The organism is Rhodococcus wratislaviensis, assembly GCF_900455735.1.
GTDB lineage: Bacteria > Actinomycetota > Actinomycetes > Mycobacteriales > Mycobacteriaceae > Rhodococcus_F > Rhodococcus_F wratislaviensis.
The window spans coordinates 286,831-311,295 of sequence record NZ_UAUI01000027.1; the positions used below are offsets into that span (position 1 = coordinate 286,831).

A 24,465-nucleotide genomic window follows, 5' to 3' on the forward strand; every position below is an offset into this window, starting at 1 on the left:
CACCGAATGTCTTCATTGAAGTACGGATTTGCCGAGTTGCAGGCGCTGGCGAGCGACATCAAGTCGAACGAAGCGAAGCTGCGCGAGACGCACGACGAGCTCCGGGGCTACGTCAACGGGCTCGTGGCGCAGTGGGAGAGCGGTGCGCGGGAGAACTACCAAGCTGTGCAGGCGAAGTGGGACAGCTCGCACGAGGATTTGCTGCAGGTTCTGCAGACGATCTCGAAGGTCGTCCAGGACGGTGCCGTCGACATGCAAACTGCGGAAGACCGGAACGCCACGGCGTGGCTCTGACCGTCGCGTGACACGTCGAGTGCCCCAGCAATCCACGGTTGCTGGGGCACTGTCGTCTCCGACAGTGAATCGGGTGGATCAGTCGGCGGGCGGTATCAGCCGGCTGAGGACGACACTGCTCTTGGTCTGAAGTACGGCCGGCTCCGACCGCAGGTTCTCCAGCGTGCGTTCGAGGTGTGCCGTGTCGGTGGTGCGGACGCGGAGAAGGGCGTTGGCGTCGCCGGTGACGGTGTACGCCTCCTGAACCTCGGTGTGACGGGACACGATCCGCGCGATCTCGACGGCCGAGGTGCGACCGCTGCAGTACAACTCGACGAAGACCTCGACGCCGTGGCCGAGTGCGCGCGGATCGAGCGCAGCATGGAATCCGGTGATCACTCCGGACTCGACCAGTCGATCGACTCGACGCTTCACCGCGGGTGCGGACAGCCCGACCTCGGCGCCGATGGTGGCGAAGCTGGACCGTGCGTTGCGCTCCAGCCGCGCAACGATCCGTCGATCGAGCCCGTCCAGACGCAACGAATCATCCATGTGATGAAACGCTAGCGCATTGATCAGGCCTTTTTGTGGGTGGATACTGATTTCACCGACACCGATCGAGGGGGAGTGGAGATGGCGCCCACTGCTGGTATCGAGTCCGAGAACCCGTACGAGGAGACGGCCGAGGTGCGGCGCGACACCGCCCGCATGCCCCGGCGTGCCCACTCGCGGAGTTACCTGATGTGCCCGCCCACCTATTTCGACGTCGTCTATGCCATCAACGACTGGATGCGTCCCGAGGAGCCCGTGGACCGGGATCGCGCGATGTCGCAGTGGTCCGCGCTCGCGGACACCTACCGGCGACTCGGACACGATGTCCTCACGATCGACCCTGTCGAGGGACTTCCGGACATGGTGTTCGTCACCGACAGCGGACTCGTCGTCGACGGCGTCGCGCTCGGCGCCCGCTACCGGTCCGCCGAGCGGCGGGCCGAGGCCGAATACGTGTTCCGGTGGTTCCAGGCCAACGGGCTGATCAGACCCACCCTGCCGCGGTACGTCAACGAGGGGGAGGGCGACTTCCTCGTCGTCGGTGACGTGATCCTCGCCGGAACGGGGTTCCGGTCCGATCCGCGGTCGCACGCCGAAGCCTCGGCCCACCTCGGCCGCCCGGTGATCACGTTGAACCTCGTGAATCCCCGCTACTACCACCTCAACACCGCGCTGGGTGTGCTCGACGACGCGACCATCGCCTACCTGCCGGCGGCGTTCTCGCCGGACAGTCGGGCTCTGCTCGGGCGGATGTTTCCCGACGCGGTGATCGCGGCCGAGACGGACACCGACTGGCTCGGACTCAACCTGGTGAGCGACGGCGCCAATGTGGTCCTGCCCGTGCAGGCTTCGCGCCTCGCGGAACAGCTGTCCGAACGCGGGTACGAGCCCGTGCCGGTCGACTATTCGGAGTTCCTCAAATCCGGTGGCGGAATCAAGTGCAGCACAATGGAGCTCCGCGGCTTCCGCGGGCTCCGGGACGCGGAAGATCAGGGGTGACCAGCAATGTCGGACGGTGTCGTTTCCGTGTCGGATGCCACGCGTGAGGAGTTGAGCAGGGCCGACGAGCACAGCGCGCACAACTACTCGCCGCTGCCGGTCGTGATCGAGTCGGGCGCGGGCTCATGGGTGAAGGGAATCGACGGCGTCGACTACCTGGACGTTCTCGCCGGATACTCGGCGCTCAACTTCGGCCACGCACACCCCGCGCTGGTCCGGGTGGCGCGCGAGCAACTCGGCCGCCTCACGCTGACCAGCCGCGCGTTCCAGCACGATCGCTTCGCGTCCTTCTGTGAGGACCTGAGCCGGCTGTGCCGGAAGGAAGCCGTGCTGCCGATGAACACGGGCGCCGAAGCCGTGGAGACCGCGCTGAAACTGGCCCGCAAGTGGGGTTACGACGTCAAGGGTGTGCCACCGGGGCGTGCCGAGGTGATCACGTGCGCCGGGAACTTCCACGGTCGCACCATCTCGATCGTCGGGTTCTCGTCCGATCCGGACGCGTACACCGGATTCGGTCCGTTCCCGGCCGGCTTCGCGTCCGTCGAATACGGAAACGCGGCCGCTGTCGAGGCCGCGATCACCGAGAACACCGTGGCGGTGCTCCTCGAACCGATCCAGGGGGAGGCCGGAGTCCTGGTGCCACCGCCCGGCTACCTCGCGGCGGTCCGCGACATCTGCACTCGTCGCGGGATCCTGATGATCGCCGACGAGATCCAGAGCGGTCTCGGGCGGACCGGAGACACGTTCGCGTGCGACCACGAGAACGTGACCCCCGACGTATACGTCCTGGGCAAGGCGCTCGGGGGTGGTCTGATGCCGGTCTCCGCCGTCGTTGCAGACTGGTCGGTGATGGCAGTGATCGGCCCGGGTCAACACGGAAGCACGTTCGGCGGCAACCCCCTCGCCTGCGCGGTGGGAAGCGCGGTGGTGGACCTGCTCGAGACCGGCGAATATCAGCAGCGAAGCCGGGAGCTGGGCGCCTACCTGCACAGCATGCTGTCGCAACTGCCTCCCGGGCACGTGTCGGAGGTGCGTGGGCGTGGGCTGTGGGCCGGTGTGCAGCTGGCCGACGGTATGCCGTCCGCCCGAACGATCTGTGAAAGACTCCTGGCACGCAGGGTCCTCGCGAAGGATGCGCACGAAGGAACGATCCGCATCGCCCCGCCGCTGGTGATCGAACGGGACGAGCTGACGTGGGCGGTCGAACAGCTCGCCGACGCGCTCGCCGAGTGAGTTTTGACCCTGGGCCTCACCGACCGGTATTGTTCTCCGTTGGCGTGCCGTGCGCCGCTGTGTCCTCGTGTCGCAGTGGCTGGCGGTTCTCGGGTCTCAACTGGCCGCCGGGAATCGCTCGACGATACGCAATGGCCAGCAGCGGATTGAACAAGACGAGGAAGTTCTGTGTCTACGTACACCCCGAAGGCCGGAGATGTGACCCGCACGTGGCACGTCATCGACGCCACTGACGTGGTGCTCGGCCGCCTTGCCGTCCAGGCAGCCAACTTGCTGCGCGGCAAGCACAAGCCCACCTTTGCACCGCACGTTGACGGCGGCGACTTCGTCGTCATCATCAACGCCGAGAAGGTTGCCATCAGCGGCAACAAGCGTGAGGGCAAGTTCCTCTACCACCACTCCGGACACCCCGGTGGTCTGAAGTCCCGCTCCGTCGGTGAGGTTCTCGACAAGAACCCCGACCGCCTCGTGGAGAAGGCCATCGTCGGCATGCTCCCCAAGAACAAGCTGGGTCGCGCCATCAGCAGCAAGCTGAAGGTCTACGCGGGCCCGAACCACCCCCACGCCGCGCAGCAGCCGGTGCCATTCGAGATCAAGCAGGTGGCCCAGTGACGGCGCCGGAGGAGCAGAACGTGTCCAACCCCGAAGAGATCACCGAGGCTGTCGAGGTCGCGGCGGACGAGTACGTGTCCGTCGAGGAGCCCGAGGTCGCCGAGGACATCGAGGCCGCTGCTGCGCCGCAGGCCCCGATCGTGATCGATCGCCCCATCCAGACCGTCGGTCGTCGTAAGGAAGCGGTTGTCCGCGTCCGTCTGACCCCCGGTTCGGGCGACTTCAAGCTCAACGGCCGCACCATCGAGGACTACTTCCCGAACAAGGTGCACCAGCAGCTGATCAAGGCTCCGCTGGTCACGGTCGAGCGTGCCGAGTCCTTCGACATCGTGGCGCTGCTGCACGGTGGCGGACCGTCCGGACAGGCCGGCGCACTGCGTCTCGCCATCGCCCGCGCGCTCATCGAGGTCACCCCCGAGGACCGTCCGGCTCTCAAGAGCGCCGGCTTCCTCACGCGTGACGCCCGCGCCGTCGAGCGCAAGAAGTACGGCCTGAAGAAGGCCCGCAAGGCATCTCAGTACTCGAAGCGCTGATGTGTCGCCGAAGCCGCCCTCCGGGGTCGGCTTCGGCACCTGTTCTTCCCGAGAGCAGGCGTCCATCGTTACCGGACGCCTGCTCTCGTGCTTTATCCGAGATGTAGTGGGTTTCCTAGGTGCGAGGGGTCTGGTCTATGGGTCGATTGTTCGGGACGGATGGGGTTCGTGGTCTCGCGAATACCGAGCTGACCGCCGAGTTGGCGTTGCAGGTGGCCTCCGCCGCCGCGACGGTGCTGGCGTCGCCGGGTTCGGGGGGACGCAAAACGGCTGTGGTCGGCCGCGACCCGAGAGCCAGCGGTGAAATGCTCGAGGCGGCGGTCGTCGCGGGCCTGACGTCTGCCGGCGTCGACGTTCTGAACGTCGGGGTGCTGCCGACACCCGCAGTGGCCTACCTGACCGCGGAGTTGGACGCAGCTCTCGGTGTCATGATCTCGGCCTCGCACAATCCCATGCCCGACAACGGCATCAAGATCTTCGCGGCGGGTGGACACAAACTCGACGACGAGGTGGAAGGCCGGATCGAGGCCGTCGCCGCCGGAACCACGACACGGCGGGCGCCGACCGGTGCAGGGATCGGACGTGTCCGGGCGGTGCCGGACGCAGCGGAACGGTATCTGCAGCACCTGGCCACCGCACTCCCGAACAGCCTCGACGGGCTGACCGTGGTGGTGGACTGTGCGCACGGCGCGGCATCGGGCGTCGCTCCCGCCGCCTACCGGGCCGCCGGCGCCACCGTCGTCGCGATCAACGCGGAACCCGACGGACTCAACATCAACGAGAACTGCGGGTCGACGCACCTCGAGAGCCTGCAGAAGGCGGTCGTCGAGCACAGCGCCGACCTGGGTCTCGCGCACGACGGGGATGCGGATCGATGCCTCGCCGTCGATGCCGCCGGTTCCCTCATCGACGGCGACGCCATCATGACCGTGCTCGCCCTCGGCATGCGCGACGCAGGCGAACTGGTCGACAACACCCTCGTCGCGACGGTCATGAGCAATCTCGGTTTGCACATCGCGATGCGCGAGGCCGGGATCTCGCTGGTCACCACTGCTGTCGGTGATCGCTACGTCCTCGAAGGGCTCCGGTCCGGCGGCTTCAGCCTGGGCGGCGAACAGTCCGGTCACGTCGTGTTCCCCGCCTTCGGCACCACCGGCGACGGAGTGCTGACGGGACTGCGGCTGATGGGCCGCATGGCGGAGACCGGACAGCCGATCGCGGACCTGGCGTCGGCGATGACGACGCTTCCGCAGGTTCTGGTCAACGTGAAGGTCGCCGACAAGCGCGCCGTCGCCGCGTCCCCGGTCGTGCTCGACGCGGTCGTGGCCGCCGAGCGCAGCCTGGGCGACAACGGCCGGGTACTGCTGCGGCCGTCGGGTACCGAACAACTCGTCCGCGTCATGGTCGAGGCTTCGGACATCGAAGTGGCTCGGAAGCTCGCCGACGAGCTGGCGGGCACCGTCGCCTCCGTGTGAGCGGACACAGCGCACCGATCGGCCGGGGGAACCGATCGGTGCGCTGTCGCGTCTAATGCAGTAGGTCGCGAAGAGAGGGTGGGGCAATGAGCGATGGGCTCGAGGTGGACGTCGCGGTGGTGACGGACGCGGGCGCGAGACTGTTGCGGTCGGCGGAGGTCCTGAGACAACAGGCCGCTGCGACCGCCCGGCTGGAATTCGGTGGGGCGCACGCGGGCCGCGACTACGCCGCGAAGGGTGATGCGGTGCGTGACGCCCTCGGCGTCGTCGGGGTCGCGCTCGGGCAGTGGGCCGCGGACGCGGAGTCGTTCGGGCACGCGTTCCGGGCCGCCGCGGCGCGCTACTCCGGAACGGACGCGAACACCACCGCCGTCGTGAGCGGGGTGCAGTGGTGACCACGGATCCGAGAACGCTGATCGACGACCCGACCCTGAGCCGTGAATACAAGGAGCAACTCCTCCAGGCCTGGGCCGCCTCCCGCGAGGAGGACGCGTCGTCCTGGCAGCCGTACCTCGACGAGTACGGGCTCGACAGGCGTGACCGGACTCCGTTCGCCGACCAGCGGTTCGTCGCACTGCTGGAGCACGGCAGCGACGCCCAGGCCGCGAACGCGTCCCGGACCGTTCTGGGGGAGCACCTGCGCCCGAATTCCCTCAACGTTCCCGACGACATGCTCGATCTCGGCGCGCGGGGCCTCGAATTCTTCGAGATGTTCCTCCCTGCTGCGAAAAGACTGGGATACGAATCCCGCGAACTCACCGACTACTACACGAGGTTCGACGCCGAGCGGGGGATGCGCCTGCACGTGCTCGCCCGCGACGTCGACACCCTCGGACGCGGCCTCGAGGCGGCCCGCACCGAACTCGACGAGAACGAGAAGTGCCTCACCGCAGTGCGAACCGGGTGGAGGGGAGTGGCCGCCGCGGCCGCGATCGACGCCGCCGGCCGGCAGAACGTCCAGGCGGACGCCACCATTGGTCGGCTCCACGGACTCGCCGAGGTGCTGTTCGAGGCGAACCTCACGCTGAGCGCCGCGGTGACGACCAAGGCGTACAAGGTGGTGGCTCTGCACCAGCCGACGGTCGGGGGGTACAGCGCGGCCCAGATCGACGTTCTCGCGCAGATCTACGCCGACGGCAAGGACGGCGACAACTCCGCCGCGAAGGACTGCATGGAAGACGCGTCCTACTGGTTCCCCGAACTCGCCGACGACGACTACCGGCACGTCAACGGCCTGTACAAGGACGGTGGCGGCGGCGCGCTCCGCAGACTCGACCGTGACGACGTGGTGCGGCGGGCCGCCGGAATCACCAAGGACTGGCTCGACGCGAACTTCCGGCACGTGTACGAGGAGAAGCAGCAGGAGTTCACCGCTGCGTGTGCGGACTGCGCCGTAGCGGTGCACGCCGCCTACGACGCCGTCGTCGCCGAGGCGCGGTCGATCGAGGTGCAGCCCGGGTTTCGTCCCGAGGACACTCCCGATCCGGCGCCCGCGCCGAGGGTGCCGGAGGTGCGGAACGCGGACACAGTCCCAGCCGCTGCGCCCGCTCCCGTCCCTGCGGCGCCGGCGGCGCCCGCCGCGTCACCTGCGACGGACGTCCCGGCGTACGTCCCGCCTCGATCCGGTGGTGGGGACGCGGCCACCAGTCCGATGGCCGCCGCGCCACCGATGACCGCTGCGCCACCGGCAACGGCACCACCGATGGCCGCCGTGCCACCGATGACCGCCGTGCCACCGATGACCGCCGTGCCACCGATGACTACTGCCCCGGGCCTCGGGAGCATTCCCGGTCCCGGCGATCTGGTGCGTCAGGGGCTCGCCGGAGGTCTGGCGGATCTCGGTTCGATCCTTCGCCCGTTGATCGAGGACACCGTCTCCGCCCTCACCGACAGGGACGACGAGGAACGGAACACCGAGGACCTCGGCGACGAACACACCGATCCGCGGGAGGACGACGGCGAGTCGGCCGACGGCGCGTCACACGACAAGAGCCTCGAACTGAACCTCGACGGAAAGTCGTGGACGCTCGCCGTCGATGCCGACGGTCAGGGAATTCACCTCGAGATGAGCGACGGCCAGGGTGGGACGTCCAGGTTCGGAGTCGAGATCGGCCCGGACGGTCTGCCGCAGATCACGGCGGAAACCGATGCGGGCGAGGGAGACGCCGGCGACGCCGACTGCGCACCTGCCTCGCCGACACCGGAATCGCAGGTCAGCGGTGGTGCCGACGACACCGCGGACGCGACAACCGAAGAAGAGCCGACGCCCGGCCGACCCGCCGCGGACGACGTGCCGGACCACGAGAACGCACCGGCCCTTGCGCCTGCCGGAGACGCCGCAGCCGTCCCGCAACCACAGGTGGTGTCAGTGCAGCAGGAGCCGGTACCCGAGACGCCCGCCGGGCCCCCGCCGCTGGACGAACCGCGGTCCGCACCCGAACTGGCGACAGGTCCCGTGACCGGATTCGACAGCGGCGCCGAGTTGGCCGAGGCCGGGCCGCTGTGAGCCACCGAGCCGCACAGTTGCGTGCACAACGGGCACAGATGCGAGCCGACCTGGACATGTTCCGGGAGCGGATCGACGAGCGCAGGGCCAGAGACGAGGAAGCCACGGCGAACCGGTCCGGCCGCGGCCGGACCGAGTCTGCAACGGCACCACCCGCGGCCGCGCAACCGAGAACACTCGACGACGACGAGTTCTATCGGCCGCGCAGCTGGCTGGTGTGACCCGAGACCTCAGATGTGCGGGAGCACACCCTCGAAGCCGGCGTCGGTGTGCTCCTCGTGCGGGTCGACGAGCGTGGTGTGGGGGAGTTCGGCGTCCGCCTTCGCGAACACCTCGTACTTCTTGTCCTCGGTGAGGTGATAGAGCAGGAAGCCGGTGAGCAACGCGCGCGTGATCTGCTGGGTCTTCCGCTCGGAACCGCCGATACCGAGTGCACCCAGCAGGCGGCGGCCTTCGGTGAGCCCGGACTCCTTGGCCCCGTTGACGGCGCGCAGAACGTGTTCTCCACCCCACGCCTCGGCCAGCGCCTTGGCGTTGCTGTTCATGGTGTCGATGTCGGCACCGGCGACGACGAGACCCGGCGCTGTGATCTTGGACGCATACTTCTCGGCCTTCGGTGCGGTCGGAGCCGGGAACAGGGCGGCGACCGCCGACACGTCCCGTTGCGCGGCGGCGAGCACCGCCACACCCGCACCCATCCCGTGTCCTGCGAACGCGACGCGGTCGGGCTGCACGCTGATCTGGCCGGGACCGAGCCGCACGCCCACACAGATGTCGAGGGTGGCCCGCAGGTCGGTGGCGAGGCCCAGGTGGGAGGGCACGGGACCGCGTTCACTGTTGGGGGCGGCCACGACGATTCCCCACGAAGCCAGATGCTCGAGCGTCTTCCGGTAATGGTCGGCACCTGCCATCCAGCTGTGCGCGAACGCGACGGCCGGCAGGTTGAAGCCTGATTCGGGCGTGTATACGACGCCCGGCTGTCCGGCGAGGGCGAGGTCACCCCGCAGCACGCGGTGCGGTCCACGCTTGGACAGTTCACGGGCCAGGGTCTTCGGTTTCGGCGCCACGGGGAGAACGTTATCCGATTCGCGGCCCGGCGAGAGAGCCGATGCGGCCCACACTCCGACTTCGCCGCGTCGCCCGGTCCAAGTACCCTGATGAACCATGTGCGGAATCGTGGGATACGTCGGCCACCGGCAGGCTCTGACTGTTGTGGTGGAGGCCTTGCGGCGAATGGAATACCGCGGATACGACTCTGCCGGTATCGCCGTGCTCGACGGACACGGCGGCATGGCGGTCGAGCGGAAGGCGGGTCGTCTCGCGAATCTCGAGGCCGAACTCGACGAGATCGGGGCCGAGCACTTCACCGGGAGCACCGGGATCGGTCACACGCGGTGGGCCACGCACGGCAGGCCGACCGACCGCAACGCGCACCCGCACCGTGATGCGGGCAACACGGTTGCCGTCGTGCACAACGGCATCATCGAGAACTTCGCCCCGCTGCGGGCCGAACTCGAGCACGACGGAGTCGACTTCTCCAGCGACACCGACACCGAGGTGGCGGTGCACCTTGTCGCCCGGGCCTACGCCTCGGGTGAGACGGCCGGTGACTTCGTCGCGAGCGCGCTGAGCGTGCTGCGCAGGCTGGAGGGCGCGTTCACGCTCGTCTTCACCCACTCGGATCACCCGGACACCATCGTCGCGGCGCGTCGCTCGACGCCTCTCGTCATCGGTGTCGGCGAGGGAGAGACGTTCCTCGGGTCCGATGTCGCGGCGTTCATCGAGCACACCCGTGACGCGGTCGAGCTGGGGCAGGACCAGGTCGTGGTGATCACCGCGGACGGGTACTCGATTCTGAACTTCGACGGATCCGAGGCGCAGGGCCGCCCGTTCCGCATCGACTGGGACCTCGCCGCCGCCGAGAAGGGCGGCCACGACTACTTCATGCTCAAGGAGATCGAAGAGCAGCCGGCCGCAGTCGCAGACACCCTGCTCGGTCACTTCCAGGACGGGAAGATCGTCCTCGACGAGCAGCGCTTGTCGGATCAGGAGCTGCGCGACGTCGACAAGGTCTTCGTCGTCGCCTGCGGCAGTGCCTACCACTCGGGGCTGCTCGCGAAGTACGCCATCGAGCACTGGACCCGGCTGCCCGTCGAGGTCGAGCTCGCCAGCGAATTCCGCTACCGCGACCCGGTCCTGGACCGGTCGACGCTGGTCGTGGCCATCTCGCAGTCCGGTGAGACGGCCGACACCCTGGAGGCCGTGCGCCACGCCAAGGACCAGAAGGCTCGGGTGCTGGCAGTGTGCAACACGAACGGCGCCCAGATTCCGCGCGAGGCCGACGCCGTCCTCTACACCCGGGCGGGTCCGGAGATCGGTGTCGCGTCGACCAAGGCGTTCCTCGCGCAGGTCACGGCGAACTACCTGGTCGGCCTGGCGCTCGCCCAGGCCCGCGGCACCAAGTACCCGGACGAGGTCGCTCGCGAATACGCCGATCTCGAGGCCATGCCCGACCTGGTGAGCCGGGTACTCGACACGGTCGAGCCGGTGCGGGCGCTGGCGCGGGAGCTGGCGTCCTCGTCGACGGTGCTGTTCCTGGGCCGCCATGTCGGTTACCCCGTGGCGCTCGAGGGTGCACTCAAGCTCAAGGAGCTGGCGTACATGCACGCCGAGGGCTTCGCGGCTGGTGAGCTCAAGCACGGTCCGATCGCGTTGATCGAGGACGGGCTGCCGGTGATCATCGTGATGCCGTCCCCGAAGGGGCGTGCGGTGCTGCACTCGAAGCTGCTGAGCAACATCCGGGAGATCCAGGCCCGCGGTGCGCGGACCGTCGTGATCGCGGAGGAGGGCGACGAGGCCGTGCGCCCGTTCGCCGACCACCTGATCGAGATCCCGGCAGCGCCGACGCTGCTGCAGCCGCTGCTGTCGACGGTGCCGTTGCAGGTGTTCGCTGCGGAGGTCGCGCAGACACGGGGCTACGACGTCGACAAGCCGCGTAACCTCGCGAAGTCCGTCACCGTCGAATAGCAGCGACCGTGGGGGCGTGGCAGGGCCGCGCCCCTACGGAGTGACGACGACGGTGCCGGTCATCTCGGGGTGCAGCGAACACGTGTAGTCGTAGGTCCCCGGTTCGGTGAACGTGTACGTGAACGTGCCGGTCTGCATCAACCGGCTCCGCAGCACACTCTTCGCGGCGCCGACACCCACCACGTCGTGGGTGACACCCTTGTCGTCGAAATTCCAGGTGACGGTGTCTCCCGCCTTGACGGTGAGCGTCGCGGGCGCGTACGCCATGTTCGCGACCTGCACGACAGGTCCGGTCGGGGCCTCGGGCGCCGCGGTGTCCGGCGAACCGCACCCGGACACGACGCCCGCCATCGAAATGCTTGCGGCGAGAGCCACTCCGGCGATCCACGAGCTTCCACGTCCACGCATGACGTCGAGCGTAGTCTGACCCGGTACCGACCCTTCTCGCCGAGGAGTTCCCATGCGGGGCTACTACACCGCTGACGAGGTTCGAGCCGCAGAGGCGCCGTTGCTGGCGTCTCTTCCCGACGGCGCACTGATGAAACGCGCCGCGCATGGGCTCGCCACGGTGATGGCGGCGGAACTGCGAGCGCGGACCGGGGGCGTCGCCGGTCGCACGATCACGGTGCTGATGGGGTCCGGGGACAACGGCGGCGACGCGCTGTGGGCGGCGTCGATGCTGCGCAGGCGCGGTGTCGCGACCACCGCGGTCCTGCTCAAACCGGAGAAGGCGCACGAGGCCGGGCTGGCCGCGTTCACCGCGGCCGGTGGCCGGGTGGCAGTCCCGTCCGACGATCTGGGGCTGCCCGATCTGGTGATCGACGGGATCGTGGGAATCTCCGGCAGGGGGTCGCTGCGACCCGACGCTGCGGACCTGGTCGACCGGATCGAGGCACCGATCGTGTCGGCGGACCTGCCGAGCGGTGTGGACCCGGACACGGGGGCAGTCGACGGGCCCGCCGTGCGCGCCGCCGTCACCGTCGCATTCGGTGCCCTCAAACCGGTTCATGCGCTCGGCGCGGCGCACTGCGGCCGAGTCGAGCTCGTGGACATCGGACTGTTGCTCGGCGAAGCCGGGATCACCGCCCTCGACGCCGCCGACGTGGGTGCCGCGTGGCCGGTGCCGGGGGCGGACGACGACAAGTACTCGCAGGGTGTGGTGGGCGTGGTCGCAGGCAGCGACGGCTACCCGGGCGCCGGTGTGTTGTGTACGGGCGCCGCGGTCACGGCCACGTCGGGGCTCGTCCGCTACGCCGGGCCGTGCACGAACGAGGTGCTCGCGCACTCGCCGGAGGTGATCGCGACCGCCGATCTCGCGAAGGCGGGACGCGTCCAGTCGTGGGTGGTCGGGCCGGGTATGGGAACCGACGACGCCGCCCGACGCACCCTGCGGAGGCTGCTCGACTCCGACGTGCCCGTCTTGGTCGACGCGGACGGTCTGACCCTGCTCGCCGAGGACCCGGACCTGGTGCGGTCGCGGACCGCAGCGACACTGCTGACCCCGCACGCCGGGGAGTTCGCCCGGCTGACCGGGAAGGATCCGGGTCCGGACCGGGTGGCGTCGGCACGTTCTCTCGCTGCCGACTGGAACGTGCACCTGCTGCTCAAGGGGCGGGCCACGGTGATCGCGGAACCCGGGGGCCGGATCTTCGTCAACGAGGCGGGCGGGTCGTGGTCCGCCACCGCGGGGGCGGGGGACGTGCTCGCCGGGATCGTCGGCTCGCTCATGGCCGCGGGTATCGCTCCGGCCCGGGCCGCAGCGGTGGGGGCGCGAGCTCACTCGCTGGCCGCGAACCTGGCGGCCCGAGGCGGTGGCGCGGACCTCTCCGCAGGCCGCGGTACAGCACCGATCTCCGCCGGGACGCTGCTCGCGCACCTCAGGGAGTCGATCAGAGTTCTCCGTGCGGGGGTGTCCCCCGAAGAAATGCCGGCCTCATCGTGAATGGCAGGATCGAACACATGACGCTTGCTGAAGCAGTACCGGCCGACGACCACGGACACAGCGAACCCGCAGCGCCCGCACAGGCGGCGCCGGCACCGCAGGCCGAGGCCGTGGTCGATCTGGATGCGATTGCGCACAACGTCCGTATCCTGCGCGACAGCGCCCGGGACGCGGCGATGATGGCCGTCGTGAAGGCGGACGGCTACAACCACGGCGCGGTACCCGTGGCACGCGCAGCGCTGGCCGCCGGAGCATCGGAACTGGGCGTGACGACAGTGTCCGAGGCACTCACTCTGCGCCGCGCCGGCATCGACGCACCCGTCCTCGCGTGGCTGCACACCGTCGACGCCGATTTCGCCCCCGCGATCGCGGCCGGGGTCGAACTCGGCGTCTCCTCGCCCCGCCACCTCGCCGCGGTGGTCGCTGCGGCCCGGAGCGTCGGCACCACGGCGATTGTGACGATCAAGGTCGACACCGGACTGAATCGCAACGGGGTGGCACCCGACGAGCTGGCGCAGGTCCTCGTCGATCTGGCGCGCGCACAGGCCGAGGGATCGGTGCGGCTGCGCGGCATCTTCTCGCATCTGGCCCACGCCGACGAGCCGCACCACGCCTGGATCGATTCCCAGCGCGATCGCCTGGTCGGCGCGATCGCAGATGCCAAGCGTCAGGGGCTGGTCCCCGAAGTGGTGCACCTGTCCAATTCCGCGGCCACCCTGACCCGTCCCGACCTGCGGTTTGACATGGTTCGCCCGGGAATCGCGATATATGGGTTGTCGCCCGTTCCCGAACTCGGTCAGTTCGGGTTGCGCCCGGCGATGACACTGCGATCGAGGGTGGCTCTGGTGAAGAAGGTAGCGGCAGGTGAAGGCGTGTCCTACGGGCACCAGTGGGTGGCCCCACGGGATACGACGGTGGCGCTGCTGCCGTTCGGGTACGCCGACGGGCTGCCGCGCTCGCTCAGCGGCCGTTTCGAGGTCCAGCTGGGTTCGGAGCGACGTCCGGGGATCGGACGCGTCTGCATGGACCAGGTGGTCGTCGATCTCGGACCGGACGGCGGCGGAGTCCGGGAGGGGGACACCGCGGTGTTCTTCGGCAACGGCGACCTCGGCGAGCCCAACGCGCAGGCGTGGGCCGACGAACTGGACACCATCCATTACGAGGTGGTGACCGGGGTACGCGGACGCACGGTGCGCAGTTACGTCGGCGGGACGGGCACCTAGATGGGGTTGTCGAAGCGGTTGGGGCTCGTCGGCGGCGTGCTGAGCGCACTGGCGCTCGGTTCGGTTGCCGGTGTCAACGCGCTGCGCAGCGCGGCCCGGCCGGGCCGCGAGATCTACGGCGACGAGGACTTCACGCTGATGTCGCGGGACCGGCGCAGCGTCGTGGTCACCGAGGACGGCGTCGCGCTCGCGGTCCGCGAGGTCGGCCCGGAGGATGCGCCGGTGACGGCGGTGTTCGTGCACGGCTACTGCCTGGACATGACGTCGTGGCATTTCCAGCGTCGCCAGCTCGCCGAGCGGTGGGGCGACGACGTGCGGATGGTGTTCTACGACCAACGCGGGCACGGCGATTCGGGCGTGCCGTCCACGGCGAGCTGTACCATCGCTCAGCTGGGCGCCGATCTCGCGACCGTGATCGAGGCGAAGGCCCCCACCGGACCGGTTGTGCTCGTGGGGCATTCGATGGGCGGGATGACGGTGCTGGCCTTTTCCGGCCGGCGTCCCGAACTGGTGGCGTCGCGGGTGGTCGGTGTGGGCCTGGTGGCCACGGCCGCTGCGGGTCTCAGCGAGACCGGATTGACGCGGAACCTGCAGAACCCGGTCATCGACGGCTTCCGGCTGGCCGTCCGGACCTCGCCCGAACTCGTCCAGCACGCGCGCGGCGCGGCCCGCGTGCTGATCACCCCGATTCTGCGGGCGGCGTCGTACGGCACGGACGTGAGTCCGCGGCTGCACAAGTTCTCCGACTCCATGCTGGACCGGACGTCGGTGGTCACCATCGTCAACTTTCTGCGCACACTCGAACTGCACGACGAGTCCGCGTCACTCGCGGCGATCGAGCACACCCCGTCCGTCGTGGTGTGCGGCGACAGCGACATGATCATCCCGTTCGGCAGCTCCCGGAAACTGGCAGCGGACCTTCCGGAGTCCGAACTGGTGCGGGTGCGTGGCGCCGGCCATCTGGTGCAGCTCGAGTTCCCGACCGTCGTGTCGGACGCCGTCGACCGGGTGCTGCATCGTGGCCTGGCCACGTACGAGTCGCGTGAGCAGTCCGATGTCGGCTGAGGAGGGAGTGTTGCCCGTGAGCGGGACCGTGGTGTTACCGACGGCGGAGGACACCGAGCAGTTCGGGCGGGACCTCGCCCGGGGACTCGTCGCCGGTGATCTCGTAGTTCTCGACGGACCCCTCGGTGCGGGGAAGACCGCACTGACGAAGGGGATCGGAGCCGGGCTCGGCGTGCAGGGGCGAGTGACTTCGCCCACATTCGTGATCGCGCGGGAGCACCGGGCGGGCACGCGCCCCGACGGGGGCGCACCGGTCGGAATGGTGCACGTGGACGCGTACCGACTGGGCGGAAGCGGCCCGCACGCACTGGACGAACTCGACGCGCTCGACCTCGACACCGACCTGGCCGCAGCGGTTGTCGTCGTCGAATGGGGCGAGGGCATCGCCGAGCAGCTGGTTGATCGTCACCTGCGGGTACGCCTGCGCCGCGAACCGGAGACGGACGTCCGCACCGCCCACTGGGAGTGGATTTCCTGACGGGGTCGGGTGTCGGGAGCGGTTCTGACGTGCGAGTACCCTCAGTTACCGTGCTTGTTCTCGCCATCGACACGTCCACGCCTGCCGTGACCGCCGGAGTCGTCCGGGTTTCGGCCGATTCCGCATCGGTGGAGGCGGTGGACACCCTCGCGGTGCGCGTGACGGTCAACCCGCGCGCCCACGCGGAAGTGCTCACCCCGCACATCCTCGAGTGCCTCACCGAGTCGGGTCACGTCGCCGCCGACCTCGACGCGGTGGTGGTCGGCGCCGGACCCGGGCCGTTCACCGGACTGCGCGTGGGGATGGCCACCGCCGCCGCGTTCGCCGACGCCCTCGGTATTCCGGCCCACGGCGTGTGCAGCCTCGACGCCATCGCCGCGCAGGTGGACGGTGACCGGAATCTGCTGGTCGTCACGGATGCACGCCGGCGTGAGGTGTACTGGGCGCGCTACTCGGCTGGGGTGCGGGTCGAAGGTCCCGCGGTGGTGAAGCCGCGCGAACTCGAGCCGATGCCGTCCGAGGTGGTGGCGGGATCGCCGTCCCACGTCGACTTCTTCGATCTGCCGGTCGAGCCCGTGGAAACACCGTCGCCCGCAGGGCTGGTCGCGGTGGCCGCGGACGCCCTGTTCAGTGGTGCCGCCCCGGCGGCGCTCGTGCCGCTCTATCTACGGCGCCCGGACGCGGTCGAACTGGCGGACCGGAAGAAATGACATTCCGCATCGAACCGATGGCGGTCGCCGACGCCGAACGGTGCGCGGAGCTCGAGACACTCCTGTTCGCCGGTGACGGACCCTGGAGCGCAGGCGCATTCAGGGCGGAACTCGCCGCCCCGCACGTGCACTACACCGTGGCGCGGGACGACACCGGCCACGTCGTCGGGTACGCCGGAATCGCCCTGCTGGGCAACGGCTCACATCCCGAATCCGAGATACACACGATCGGAACGGATCCGGCGTGTCAGCGCCGGGGGATCGGCGGAGCCCTCCTCGACGAGCTCCTCCGCGTGGCCGACACCCGGGGTGGCCCGGTGTTTCTCGAAGTGCGAACCGACAACGACGCGGCGATCGCCCTCTACCGACGTGAAGGATTCGAGATCGTGGGAACACGTAAGAAGTACTACCAACCGAGCGGTGCGGACGCCTTCACGATGCGTCGCCCCGGATCGGGTGAGGAGCCGGTGCAATGATCGTCATGGGGATCGAAAGCTCTTGTGACGAGACCGGAGTCGGCATCGTCCGGTGGAACGGCGACGGAACCTGCGAACTCCTCGCGGACGAGGTCGCATCCAGCGTCGAGGAGCATGCACGGTACGGCGGGGTGGTGCCGGAGGTCGCGTCCCGCGCGCACCTCGAGGCGATCGTCCCGACGATGCGGCGGGCCCTCGCCGCCGCCGGGATCGCCAAGCCGGACGCTCTCGCCGTCACCATCGGACCCGGTCTGGCCGGCGCCCTGCTCGTCGGTGTCGCGGCGGCGAAAGCGTATGCGGCGGCGTGGGACGTCCCGTTCTACGCGGTGAACCACCTCGGCGGTCACGTGTCGGTGGACACCCTCGAACACGGACCGATGCCGCCGTGCGTGGCGCTGCTCGTGTCCGGTGGGCACACCCATCTCCTGCATGTCGAGGACCTTGCGAAACCCATTGTCGAACTCGGCACCACCGTGGACGACGCGGCCGGCGAAGCCTTCGACAAGGTGGCCCGCCTCCTCGGCCTCGGATTCCCCGGGGGCCCGGCCCTCGACGCCGCGGCGCAGGACGGCGACCGCAACGCCATTCCCTTCCCGCGCGGAATGACCGGTCCCCGGGATGCCCGGCACGACTTCTCGTTCTCCGGGCTGAAGACGGCTGTCGCACGGTACGTGGAATCCAAGGAGCGGGCCGGGGAGGCCTGCTCGGTGCCGGATATCGCCGCGAGCTTCCAGGAAGCCGTGGCGGACGTGCTGACGATGAAAGCGGTGCGCGCAGCCCGCGACGTCGGCGTGGACACACTGGTTCTCGGGGGCGGCGCCACGGCCAACTCACGCATCCGCGCACTCGCCGAGGAACGCTGCGCCGACGCCGGACTGACCCTGCGGGTACCGAAACCGCGCTTGTGCACCGACAACGGCGTGATGATCGCCTCGCTCGGCGCGCATCTGATCGCCGGCGGCGCCGCGCCGTCCCTGCTGACCGTGGCCAGCGACCCCGGACTGTCGGTGGCGACCAGCCAGGTGTTCAGCTGACCGGAATCGTGACGGTCTGCGTGGCCGGGGGAGTGAGCGCCGCACCGGGCTGAGCACCACTCGGTTGCGCCGCATCGGGACTCGGAGCGACTGTGCCCGGCGCCGGGATCATCGGGAAGAGCCCTTCGGGCGTCGCGGGTGCAGTAGGCGCAGCGGGCGCAGTAGGTTCCGCGGGCGCGGGCGGCGTCTCCGCGGCCGGCGGTGCCACCTCGGGAACGTCGGGTGCGGGTGCAACCGGACTCGGTTCGTTCGGCGTGGATTCCCCCGGAACCTGCGGCCACAGCGGCGGAATCGCGGGCCACTCGATGTGCGGCCACGACGGCTGTGACGGGTTCGTTCCGGGCAGTGTCGGACGCGGGGGAGCCGAGGGTGTCGGTACCGGGGTGGTGGTGCGCGGCGTCGTGGGCTCGCTCGTCGCATCGGGCGCCTGCTCGGGCGTCCGGTCCGTCTGCGGTTCGGACGTGGGCGGGACAACCTGATTCGGGTAGTACTCCGACGTCGGCGTCGGATCGTACGACGGAATCCGCGTGGCGGGAGGGTCGTCCGTCGTCGTGGTCGTGACCTGCTCGGTGGTCTGGAACATGTCCGTCCCCGCGGGGGAGACGTTGGGATCGGGCGCGGGCGCGAGTTCCTTGACGCCGTAGCCGAGTACGAGCCCTCCGACCACGAGGGCGCCGACGAGTGCCCCCGACACCTTGGCGGCCGAACCGGGGCGGTTCGACTCGGTGGCCGGGTAGTCGCGGATGGCGGAGGAGACGGCGAGCAACGCCGCACCTTTCGCGGTCGCGGTGTCGGGTTCGGGCATCACGACGACCCGTGCGGTGAACGCGTCGGCGACAGCGGCGGTGATCGCGGGAATGTTCGCGCCACCACCGACGAGGGCCAGGGCGTCCGGTTGCCGCGGGGAGTCGGCGACGGTGGCACGGATGAACTCCACCGCGACCCGGACGGTCGGTGCGACGATCTCGTCGAACCTGGTGCGGCTGATCCCGATCGGGCGGATGCCCGGCAGGTCGATGTCGACGTGCGCGTTCGGCTCCGAGGACAACTGCTCCTTGGCGACGCGGCACCGCGCCGAGAGCAGGTCGCGGTCCAGGTGCCGCAGGGGATGCGGGGTGGAGAGGCCGGCGACGACGTGATGGAAGACGAGATCGTCGATTCCGGTGCCGCTCACGTGGCTCGTGCGGTCGGCGTGCAGGACGGTGCCGTCCACCTGATCGACCACGGCGACGGACAGTCCGGACTCGCCGAAGTCGACGATGGCGACCGTGCCATGCTGAGCGACCTCACCGGTGTGACGCAGGTAGGTGAGAGTGGCGGCGGTCTCGGGCACGAGATGCACGCGGTGCCGCTGCCTGCTGACGGCGCTGCGGATCGAATGCGCCTGTTCCGCCGTGCGGTACGCGACGGCGAAGGCGTCGGGAGTGGTGGGGTCGGCAGGGACCTGGGTGGTCATCAGGGATATCGACGAGCGGACCAGGTCACCGAGGTCGGTGTGCGCCTGATCGGCGGACAGGTACCGAAACTCGACGTTCTGCGAACCGTTGGAGGCCGTGGTGACGAGGGCGGAACCCACACCGGCCGCGCCGGTGGACATCCCCAAGGACATCCCCATCACACACCCCCTCACGTTTTCGACGCGTGACCTGCCATCTCTGTCGGAACGCCCTGCTCAGCGGGGATTCCCTGCCCGTTGAATCGGCGACTGTTATCTGAACGTTACAGAAAACAAACGGATTTCGCTCCCGACTTTCGGCCGCAGAAGACGAGGATGGCCCTCGATATCCGGTCTCACCTGCACAGTTGTCCAAAGGAATCTCATGCGACGCGCCAGCGATTTTCGCGACCTCACGAGACGTGAGCGCCGACGGCTTCTGCTGCGTGCCTTTCTGCGCCCGCTGGTCACCGTCGTCCTGTGCGTCGTGGTCTACTTCGCCCTGCCGTGGACCTCGTTCGGGGACGTGTCGGGCGTGTTCTTCCTGGCCGGCGGTTTGCTCGTCGTCGTGCTGGTCGCGGTCTGGCAGATCCGGCGGATCGTCCAGTCCGACATACCGGCGCTCCAGGCGATCGAAGCTCTGGCCCTGATCCTGCCGATCTACCTCCTCGGATTCGCGGCAGGGTATTGCCTGATGTCCGAAAGTGATCCGGGTTACTTCACCGAACCCCTCACGCGCATGGGTGCGCTGTACTTCTCGCTCACCGTCTTCTCGACCGTCGGGTTCGGCGACATCGCCGCGACGACCGATCCGTCGCGCGCCGTCGTGAGTGTGCAGATCATCGGAAACCTGATCCTGCTCGGCGTCGGCATCCGCGCGGTCGTCGCGGCGGTCGGCTGGGCCCGCAGGCGCCGGGTCTAACGACCCGACGCCAGCACCAGTTCGACGTTCCGGTCGGGCGTCCCGCCGAGCAGATCGGGGTCGGCGTGAATGTCGTTGAACGACAACTCCCGGTACAGCGACGCCAAGCCGAGCGGTGAGAGATCCGTGTGCTCGACGGCGTAAGGGCTGTCGGCCTCGAACAGCGTCGTGAGCAGCGACACGGTTCCGTCGACGTTGTCGACCACCTCGATGATCCGCCCGTGCTGGGGGAAGTCGATGTGCGAGGCCGTGTTGATCTCCCAGAACGACTGTTCCGGAGTCGATCCGGGCCACGGGGTGATCCGGTTCTCATGAGTGTGTCCGTTGACCCAGGCGAGGACGTTCGGGAATCGGTGCAGCAGATCCACCAGTCGCGAGCCCCGGATCCGGGGCTCCGCCGGGGCGGCCGGGTCGGGAACGACGTTGTCCATGCTGCCGCTGGTGTGGTGACTGAACAGGACGAACCAGGTGTCGCTGCGTGCCTGCGTCACCGGGTTGCCCGCCGTGTCGAAGTACCGGCTGCTGCCGGCCGCCAGGGTGTCCTCGATCCACCGGAACTGCGCCGCGCCGAGCGAGCCGTCGACGAACCCCGCCCGGTTGGTGGAATCCATGCTGATGCCGACCACGCCGGGTGCGATCTCGAACGAGTAGTAGCCGATCCCGGTCTCACCGGCGTCCGGTGCGAAACCGTGGCCGACCGGTCCGGGACCGGTGTTGGCGGGGTCCAGGTGTGCGGCGATGAACTGGCGGGGAGTGAACGGGGCGCGTGCGGGGTCGGGTGTGACGACCCGCGGTGGGATCGTGAACGCGGACAGGGCGGCGGGAATGGCGCCGGGGTCGAACCTGGTGGCGATGTCGACGGCCTTCGCCTGCTCCGGCGACCCGGGGACCTCGAACTTCAGCGAACCGGTGTACATGGCTTCGAGCGGTGGGATGCCGCTCGGGACGGTGCCTTGCACGGAGTCGTCGTGATTGCCGAAGACGCAGTACCAGGGGGTGCGCAGTCCGGGGCTCGTGACGGGACTGATCGCCGCCCCGAGCAGGCCGGGTATCTCGGGGAACCCGGCCTTCTTGTACATGTCCTGAATGGAGGACTCCGGGTTCCAGTACAGATCGGCACCCGAGTTCTGCACGCCTTCGTAGCGGTCGGGTGCGCCCGTGTTGGGGACGATGGTGCCGCCGTTGAGTGCGGTGAGGAACCAGCCGAGTTCGGCGAATTCCTTGTTGTCGGTGTTGTCGCCGGTGCTCACGACCGCATCGAACGGGCGCTGGGTGTGCGGGCCGGACGCGAGCGCGTTGACGCGTGCGACCAGGGCGACGAGACCTTGTGCGGTGAGTGTCTCGTGCGGGCGGAACGCGGAACCGGTGAAGGGGTGCACGTATTCGAAACGCATCGGGGACTGGGCGTCGACCAGGTGGACGTCCGTGAGCTGGACGAGGGAGGCGACGGCGGTGCGCCGGTCCTCGCGCCCGCTGCGAGCTTCGGCGAGTTCGGTGCGCACGATCGTCGGCCACCCCGGTCCTGCGCCGAGCCTGCGGTAGCCGGAGTTGCCGAGAGGGACGGCCACCGCTTCGAGGGTGGTACCTGCCCCGGATGTGGGAAGCGGCGCCGCGCCCGCGTACTGCAACCCCCACGGGCGTGCTCCGAATCCCACTGCCCCGATCGCCCCGAGTCCGGCAAATGTCAGGAATTTACGCCGATTGATGTCAGACACCAGAGGAACCTTAGGTGACGACCCGTGAGACAGGCCGACATTCGGCCCGGCGCGGTTTACCACCCCCTTCTCCTTGAGCGTTGGCACTCTCACGTATAGAGTGCCAAGTGGCGCCGATCGAGCTCCGGCACCCGCGACGACGGGGCTGTGTGAAGTGCCGTAAACGAAACACTCAAACAGGAGTCCGGAGAAGTCTCCGGATCCGCATACCCCAAAGTGGAGGGCTCATCGTGGCGAGCGTCAACATCAAGCCGCTCGAGGACAAGATCCTCGTCCAGGCCAACGAGGCTGAGACGACGACTGCCTCCGGCCTGGTCATTCCCGACACGGCCAAGGAGAAGCCCCAGGAGGGCACCGTCGTCGCAGTCGGCGAAGGCCGCGTCAACGAGCAGGGCAACCGCATCCCGGTCGACGTCAAGGAGGGTGACACGGTCATCTACTCCAAGTACGGCGGAACCGAGATCAAGTACGCCGGCCAGGAGTACCTGATCCTGTCGGCACGCGACGTGCTGGCTGTCGTCTCCAAGTAAGCCATACGTGATCCGCCCCGGAGTCCCCACAGGATCCCGGGGCGGAGTGCGTTCACGCGCGTAACCCTGAGATCCAGGAGAAGACAGAACACATGTCCAAGCAGATTGAGTTCAACGAGATCGCACGCCGGTCTCTCGAGCGTGGAGTCGACAAGCTTGCCGACGCGGTCAAGGTGACCTTGGGTCCGCGTGGCCGCCACGTAGTCCTGGCGAAGGCCTTCGGCGGCCCGACCGTCACCAACGACGGCGTCAGCATCGCCCGGGAGATCGACCTCGAGGACCCGTTCGAGAACCTCGGCGCGCAGCTCGTCAAGAGCGTCGCCACCAAGACCAACGACGTCGCAGGCGACGGCACCACCACCGCGACCGTGCTGGCTCAGGCCATCGTGCGGGGCGGTCTGAAGAACATCGCCGCGGGTGCGAACCCGATGGCACTCGGCATCGGCATCAACGCCGCGGCCGACAAGGTCGTCGAGGCGCTGCTCGCAGCGGCCACCCCGGTCGAGGGCAAGAAGTCCATCGCCCAGGTCGCGACCGTGTCCTCGCGCGACGAGGAAATCGGCGAAATGGTCGGCGAGGCGCTCACCCGCGTCGGCACCGACGGCGTCGTCACGGTGGAGGAATCCTCGACACTGGCGACCGAGCTCGTGATCACCGAGGGCGTCCAGTTCGACAAGGGCTACCTGTCGCCGTACTTCGTCACGGACCTCGACGCACAGAAGGCCGTGTACGAGGACGCGCTCGTGCTGCTGTACCGCGAGAAGATCACGTCCCTGCCCGACTTCCTGCCGCTGCTGGAGAAGGTTGCCGAGAGCGGCAAGCCCCTCCTCATCATCGCGGAGGACGTCGAGGGCGAGGTTCTCTCGACGCTCGTGGTCAACTCCATCCGGAAGACCATCAAGGCCGTCGCCGTCAAGGCGCCGTTCTTCGGTGACCGCCGGAAGGCGTTCCTCGACGACCTCGCCGTCGTCACCGGTGGCACGGTCATCAACTCCGACGTCGGCCTCACGCTGAAGGACGCCGGACTGGACCTGCTCGGCAGCGCACGCCGCGTCGTGGTCAGCAAGGACGAGACCACGATCGTCGACGGCGCCGGAACCGACGACGACATCAAGGGTCGCGTCGCGCAGCTGCGCCGCGAGATCGAGAACACCGACTCCGACTGGGATCGTGAGAAGCTCGAAGAGCGTCTGGCGAAGCTGGCCGGTGGCGTCGCCGTCATCAAGGTCGGCGCGGCCACGGAGACGGACCTCAAGGAGCGCAAGTTCCGCGTCGAGGATGCCGTCAACGCCGCGAAGGCCGCTGTCGCCGAGGGCATCGTCCCCGGTGGCGGTTCCGCCCTCGTCCAGGCGAGCACCGAGCTGGCCGACAACCTCGGTCTGACCGGTGACGAGGCCACGGGCGTCAAGGTCGTGCGCGAAGCACTGCAGGCGCCGCTGTTCTGGATCGCCAGCAATGCCGGTCTCGACGGTTCCGTCGTCACCAGCAAGGTTGCCGAGCAGCCCAAGGGCCACGGTTTCAACGCCGCGACCCTGACCTACGGCGACCTGCTCGCCGACGGTGTCGTCGACCCCGTGAAGGTCACCCGCTCCGCAGTCGTCAACGCGGCCTCGGTCGCGCGGATGATCCTCACCACCGAGAGCGCCGTGGTCGAGAAGCCTGCGGAAGAGGTCGAGCAGCAGACCGGTCACGGGCACAGCCACTAGGCTCCGCCGTCGCGACCGA

The 24,465-nt window shown here is 68.8% G+C and carries 25 protein-coding genes; 20 read left to right on the forward strand and 5 right to left on the reverse strand.

Translation table 11 applies throughout. The features are described 5' to 3' along the window. Nucleotides 1-6 precede the first annotated feature (6 nt). On the forward strand, nucleotides 7-294 hold the full coding sequence (locus DTA22_RS33170; protein WP_005253873.1) for a WXG100 family type VII secretion target: 288 nt from the start codon (nucleotides 7-9) through the stop codon (nucleotides 292-294). Between the two features lie 78 nt (nucleotides 295-372). Here the strand turns inward: DTA22_RS33170 and DTA22_RS33175 are convergent, their stop codons facing one another. Further along, nucleotides 373-825, reverse strand: coding sequence for an Lrp/AsnC family transcriptional regulator (locus DTA22_RS33175; RefSeq protein ID WP_005239716.1), 453 nt, complete (start codon nucleotides 823-825; stop codon nucleotides 373-375). Nucleotides 826-906: 81 nt separating this feature from the next. Between DTA22_RS33175 and ddaH the strand changes: the two genes are divergently transcribed. The 8 genes from ddaH to DTA22_RS33215 all read left to right on the forward strand — a co-directional run bounded on the left by ddaH (nucleotide 907) and on the right by DTA22_RS33215 (nucleotide 8,404). Beyond that, nucleotides 907-1,824, forward strand: a complete 918-nt coding sequence (gene ddaH / locus DTA22_RS33180; protein ID WP_112302260.1) for a dimethylargininase — start codon at nucleotides 907-909, stop codon at nucleotides 1,822-1,824. A 6-nt stretch (nucleotides 1,825-1,830) separates the two neighbouring features. Further along, nucleotides 1,831-3,057: an ornithine--oxo-acid transaminase gene (gene rocD, locus DTA22_RS33185; RefSeq protein ID WP_112302227.1), complete on the forward strand. Its 1,227-nt coding sequence runs from the start codon at nucleotides 1,831-1,833 to the stop codon at nucleotides 3,055-3,057. Between the two features lie 168 nt (nucleotides 3,058-3,225). Continuing rightward, nucleotides 3,226-3,669 carry a 50S ribosomal protein L13 gene (gene rplM / locus DTA22_RS33190; protein WP_005239728.1) on the forward strand — a complete coding sequence of 148 codons (444 nt, stop codon included), beginning with the start codon at nucleotides 3,226-3,228 and terminating at the stop codon, nucleotides 3,667-3,669. After that, nucleotides 3,666-4,202: a 30S ribosomal protein S9 gene (rpsI, locus tag DTA22_RS33195; protein WP_005239729.1), complete on the forward strand. Its 537-nt coding sequence runs from the start codon at nucleotides 3,666-3,668 to the stop codon at nucleotides 4,200-4,202. Before rplM ends, rpsI begins: the two co-directional genes overlap by 4 nt. 137 nt (nucleotides 4,203-4,339) lie before the next feature. Continuing rightward, nucleotides 4,340-5,677, forward strand: coding sequence for a phosphoglucosamine mutase (gene glmM, locus DTA22_RS33200; protein ID WP_112302228.1), 1,338 nt, complete (start codon nucleotides 4,340-4,342; stop codon nucleotides 5,675-5,677). A gap of 86 nt (nucleotides 5,678-5,763) precedes the next feature. Next, entirely contained in the window at nucleotides 5,764-6,072 is a 309-nt protein-coding gene (locus DTA22_RS33205) for a type VII secretion target (RefSeq protein ID WP_112302229.1), read from the forward strand. After that, the gene (locus DTA22_RS33210) at nucleotides 6,069-8,183 is read left to right on the forward strand and encodes a hypothetical protein (protein WP_245973310.1); all 2,115 of its coding nucleotides are present in this window, start codon (nucleotides 6,069-6,071) and stop codon (nucleotides 8,181-8,183) included. The genes DTA22_RS33205 and DTA22_RS33210 overlap by 4 nt, the downstream gene beginning before the upstream one ends. Before the next feature lie 38 nt (nucleotides 8,184-8,221). Beyond that, nucleotides 8,222-8,404 (forward strand): hypothetical protein, encoded by a 183-nt coding sequence (locus tag DTA22_RS33215; protein ID WP_112302231.1) that lies wholly within the window; start codon nucleotides 8,222-8,224, stop codon nucleotides 8,402-8,404. Nucleotides 8,405-8,413: 9 nt separating this feature from the next. Here DTA22_RS33215 and DTA22_RS33220 read toward each other — a convergent pair whose 3' ends face one another. After that, the gene (locus DTA22_RS33220; RefSeq protein ID WP_037245016.1) at nucleotides 8,414-9,250 is read right to left on the reverse strand and encodes a dienelactone hydrolase family protein; all 837 of its coding nucleotides are present in this window, start codon (nucleotides 9,248-9,250) and stop codon (nucleotides 8,414-8,416) included. 97 nt (nucleotides 9,251-9,347) lie between these two features. Here DTA22_RS33220 and glmS point away from each other — a divergent pair, with 97 nt between their 5' ends. Beyond that, nucleotides 9,348-11,210 (forward strand): glutamine--fructose-6-phosphate transaminase (isomerizing), encoded by a 1,863-nt coding sequence (glmS, locus tag DTA22_RS33225; protein ID WP_037244746.1) that lies wholly within the window; start codon nucleotides 9,348-9,350, stop codon nucleotides 11,208-11,210. 33 nt (nucleotides 11,211-11,243) lie between these two features. On the opposite strand, the gene DTA22_RS33230 is transcribed toward glmS, so the two are convergent. Further along, complete coding sequence (locus DTA22_RS33230) at nucleotides 11,244-11,618, reverse strand: cupredoxin domain-containing protein (protein WP_063748322.1); 375 nt, start codon at nucleotides 11,616-11,618, stop codon at nucleotides 11,244-11,246. Nucleotides 11,619-11,670: 52 nt separating this feature from the next. Here DTA22_RS33230 and DTA22_RS33235 point away from each other — a divergent pair, with 52 nt between their 5' ends. Genes DTA22_RS33235 through tsaD form a run of 7 tightly spaced genes read left to right on the forward strand, consistent with a single transcriptional unit; the run spans nucleotide 11,671 to nucleotide 18,138 of the window. Next, on the forward strand, nucleotides 11,671-13,152 hold the full coding sequence (locus DTA22_RS33235; RefSeq protein ID WP_112302232.1) for an NAD(P)H-hydrate dehydratase: 1,482 nt from the start codon (nucleotides 11,671-11,673) through the stop codon (nucleotides 13,150-13,152). 17 nt (nucleotides 13,153-13,169) lie between these two features. Further along, entirely contained in the window at nucleotides 13,170-14,375 is a 1,206-nt protein-coding gene (gene alr, locus DTA22_RS33240; protein WP_037244754.1) for an alanine racemase, read from the forward strand. Continuing rightward, a complete protein-coding gene (locus tag DTA22_RS33245; protein ID WP_112302233.1) occupies nucleotides 14,376-15,440 on the forward strand; it encodes an alpha/beta fold hydrolase in 1,065 nt (354 codons plus the stop codon). Next, nucleotides 15,430-15,918, forward strand: a complete 489-nt coding sequence (gene tsaE, locus DTA22_RS33250) for a tRNA (adenosine(37)-N6)-threonylcarbamoyltransferase complex ATPase subunit type 1 TsaE (RefSeq protein WP_037244760.1) — start codon at nucleotides 15,430-15,432, stop codon at nucleotides 15,916-15,918. The genes DTA22_RS33245 and tsaE overlap by 11 nt, the downstream gene beginning before the upstream one ends. A gap of 50 nt (nucleotides 15,919-15,968) precedes the next feature. Next, nucleotides 15,969-16,628 carry a tRNA (adenosine(37)-N6)-threonylcarbamoyltransferase complex dimerization subunit type 1 TsaB gene (gene tsaB / locus DTA22_RS33255; protein ID WP_037244766.1) on the forward strand — a complete coding sequence of 220 codons (660 nt, stop codon included), beginning with the start codon at nucleotides 15,969-15,971 and terminating at the stop codon, nucleotides 16,626-16,628. After that, nucleotides 16,625-17,104, forward strand: coding sequence for a ribosomal protein S18-alanine N-acetyltransferase (gene rimI, locus DTA22_RS33260; protein ID WP_037244769.1), 480 nt, complete (start codon nucleotides 16,625-16,627; stop codon nucleotides 17,102-17,104). Before tsaB ends, rimI begins: the two co-directional genes overlap by 4 nt. Further along, complete coding sequence (gene tsaD, locus DTA22_RS33265; RefSeq protein ID WP_112302234.1) at nucleotides 17,101-18,138, forward strand: tRNA (adenosine(37)-N6)-threonylcarbamoyltransferase complex transferase subunit TsaD; 1,038 nt, start codon at nucleotides 17,101-17,103, stop codon at nucleotides 18,136-18,138. Before rimI ends, tsaD begins: the two co-directional genes overlap by 4 nt. On the opposite strand, the gene DTA22_RS33270 is transcribed toward tsaD, so the two are convergent. After that, nucleotides 18,131-19,753: an Hsp70 family protein gene (locus DTA22_RS33270; RefSeq protein WP_112302235.1), complete on the reverse strand. Its 1,623-nt coding sequence runs from the start codon at nucleotides 19,751-19,753 to the stop codon at nucleotides 18,131-18,133. The two genes, tsaD and DTA22_RS33270, sit on opposite strands and share 8 nt — an antisense overlap. 205 nt (nucleotides 19,754-19,958) lie before the next feature. On the opposite strand from DTA22_RS33270, the gene DTA22_RS33275 reads away from it, so the two are divergent. Continuing rightward, nucleotides 19,959-20,495: a potassium channel family protein gene (locus DTA22_RS33275; protein WP_037244780.1), complete on the forward strand. Its 537-nt coding sequence runs from the start codon at nucleotides 19,959-19,961 to the stop codon at nucleotides 20,493-20,495. On the opposite strand, the gene DTA22_RS33280 is transcribed toward DTA22_RS33275, so the two are convergent. Beyond that, nucleotides 20,492-22,210 (reverse strand): TIGR03767 family metallophosphoesterase, encoded by a 1,719-nt coding sequence (locus tag DTA22_RS33280; RefSeq protein WP_112302236.1) that lies wholly within the window; start codon nucleotides 22,208-22,210, stop codon nucleotides 20,492-20,494. The genes DTA22_RS33275 and DTA22_RS33280 overlap by 4 nt on opposite strands. Nucleotides 22,211-22,440: 230 nt before the next feature. Between DTA22_RS33280 and groES the strand changes: the two genes are divergently transcribed. Both groES and groL read left to right on the forward strand, forming a co-directional pair. Next, nucleotides 22,441-22,740, forward strand: coding sequence for a co-chaperone GroES (gene groES, locus DTA22_RS33285; protein WP_003940763.1), 300 nt, complete (start codon nucleotides 22,441-22,443; stop codon nucleotides 22,738-22,740). A 92-nt stretch (nucleotides 22,741-22,832) separates the two neighbouring features. Then, entirely contained in the window at nucleotides 22,833-24,446 is a 1,614-nt protein-coding gene (gene groL / locus DTA22_RS33290; protein WP_112302237.1) for a chaperonin GroEL, read from the forward strand. The last annotated feature ends 19 nt before the right edge of the window (nucleotides 24,447-24,465 follow it).

Excerpts from the sequence above, each read along its gene's own strand:
- DTA22_RS33170 (WP_005253873.1), top strand. The coding sequence starts at position 7 with ATGTCTTCATTGAAGTACGGATTTGCCGAGTTGCAGGCGCTGGCGAGC.
- DTA22_RS33175 (WP_005239716.1), bottom strand. The coding sequence starts at position 825 with ATGGATGATTCGTTGCGTCTGGACGGGCTCGATCGACGGATCGTTGCG.
- ddaH (WP_112302260.1), top strand. The coding sequence starts at position 907 with ATGGCGCCCACTGCTGGTATCGAGTCCGAGAACCCGTACGAGGAGACG.
- rocD (WP_112302227.1), top strand. The coding sequence starts at position 1,831 with ATGTCGGACGGTGTCGTTTCCGTGTCGGATGCCACGCGTGAGGAGTTG.
- glmM (WP_112302228.1), top strand. The coding sequence starts at position 4,340 with ATGGGTCGATTGTTCGGGACGGATGGGGTTCGTGGTCTCGCGAATACC.
- DTA22_RS33205 (WP_112302229.1), top strand. The coding sequence starts at position 5,764 with ATGAGCGATGGGCTCGAGGTGGACGTCGCGGTGGTGACGGACGCGGGC.
- DTA22_RS33215 (WP_112302231.1), top strand. The coding sequence starts at position 8,222 with ATGCGAGCCGACCTGGACATGTTCCGGGAGCGGATCGACGAGCGCAGG.
- glmS (WP_037244746.1), top strand. The coding sequence starts at position 9,348 with ATGTGCGGAATCGTGGGATACGTCGGCCACCGGCAGGCTCTGACTGTT.
- DTA22_RS33230 (WP_063748322.1), bottom strand. The coding sequence starts at position 11,618 with ATGCGTGGACGTGGAAGCTCGTGGATCGCCGGAGTGGCTCTCGCCGCA.
- DTA22_RS33235 (WP_112302232.1), top strand. The coding sequence starts at position 11,671 with ATGCGGGGCTACTACACCGCTGACGAGGTTCGAGCCGCAGAGGCGCCG.
- alr (WP_037244754.1), top strand. The coding sequence starts at position 13,170 with ATGACGCTTGCTGAAGCAGTACCGGCCGACGACCACGGACACAGCGAA.
- DTA22_RS33245 (WP_112302233.1), top strand. The coding sequence starts at position 14,376 with ATGGGGTTGTCGAAGCGGTTGGGGCTCGTCGGCGGCGTGCTGAGCGCA.
- tsaE (WP_037244760.1), top strand. The coding sequence starts at position 15,430 with ATGTCGGCTGAGGAGGGAGTGTTGCCCGTGAGCGGGACCGTGGTGTTA.
- rimI (WP_037244769.1), top strand. The coding sequence starts at position 16,625 with ATGACATTCCGCATCGAACCGATGGCGGTCGCCGACGCCGAACGGTGC.
- tsaD (WP_112302234.1), top strand. The coding sequence starts at position 17,101 with ATGATCGTCATGGGGATCGAAAGCTCTTGTGACGAGACCGGAGTCGGC.
- DTA22_RS33270 (WP_112302235.1), bottom strand. The coding sequence starts at position 19,753 with ATGGGGATGTCCTTGGGGATGTCCACCGGCGCGGCCGGTGTGGGTTCC.
- DTA22_RS33275 (WP_037244780.1), top strand. The coding sequence starts at position 19,959 with ATGCGACGCGCCAGCGATTTTCGCGACCTCACGAGACGTGAGCGCCGA.
- groL (WP_112302237.1), top strand. The coding sequence starts at position 22,833 with ATGTCCAAGCAGATTGAGTTCAACGAGATCGCACGCCGGTCTCTCGAG.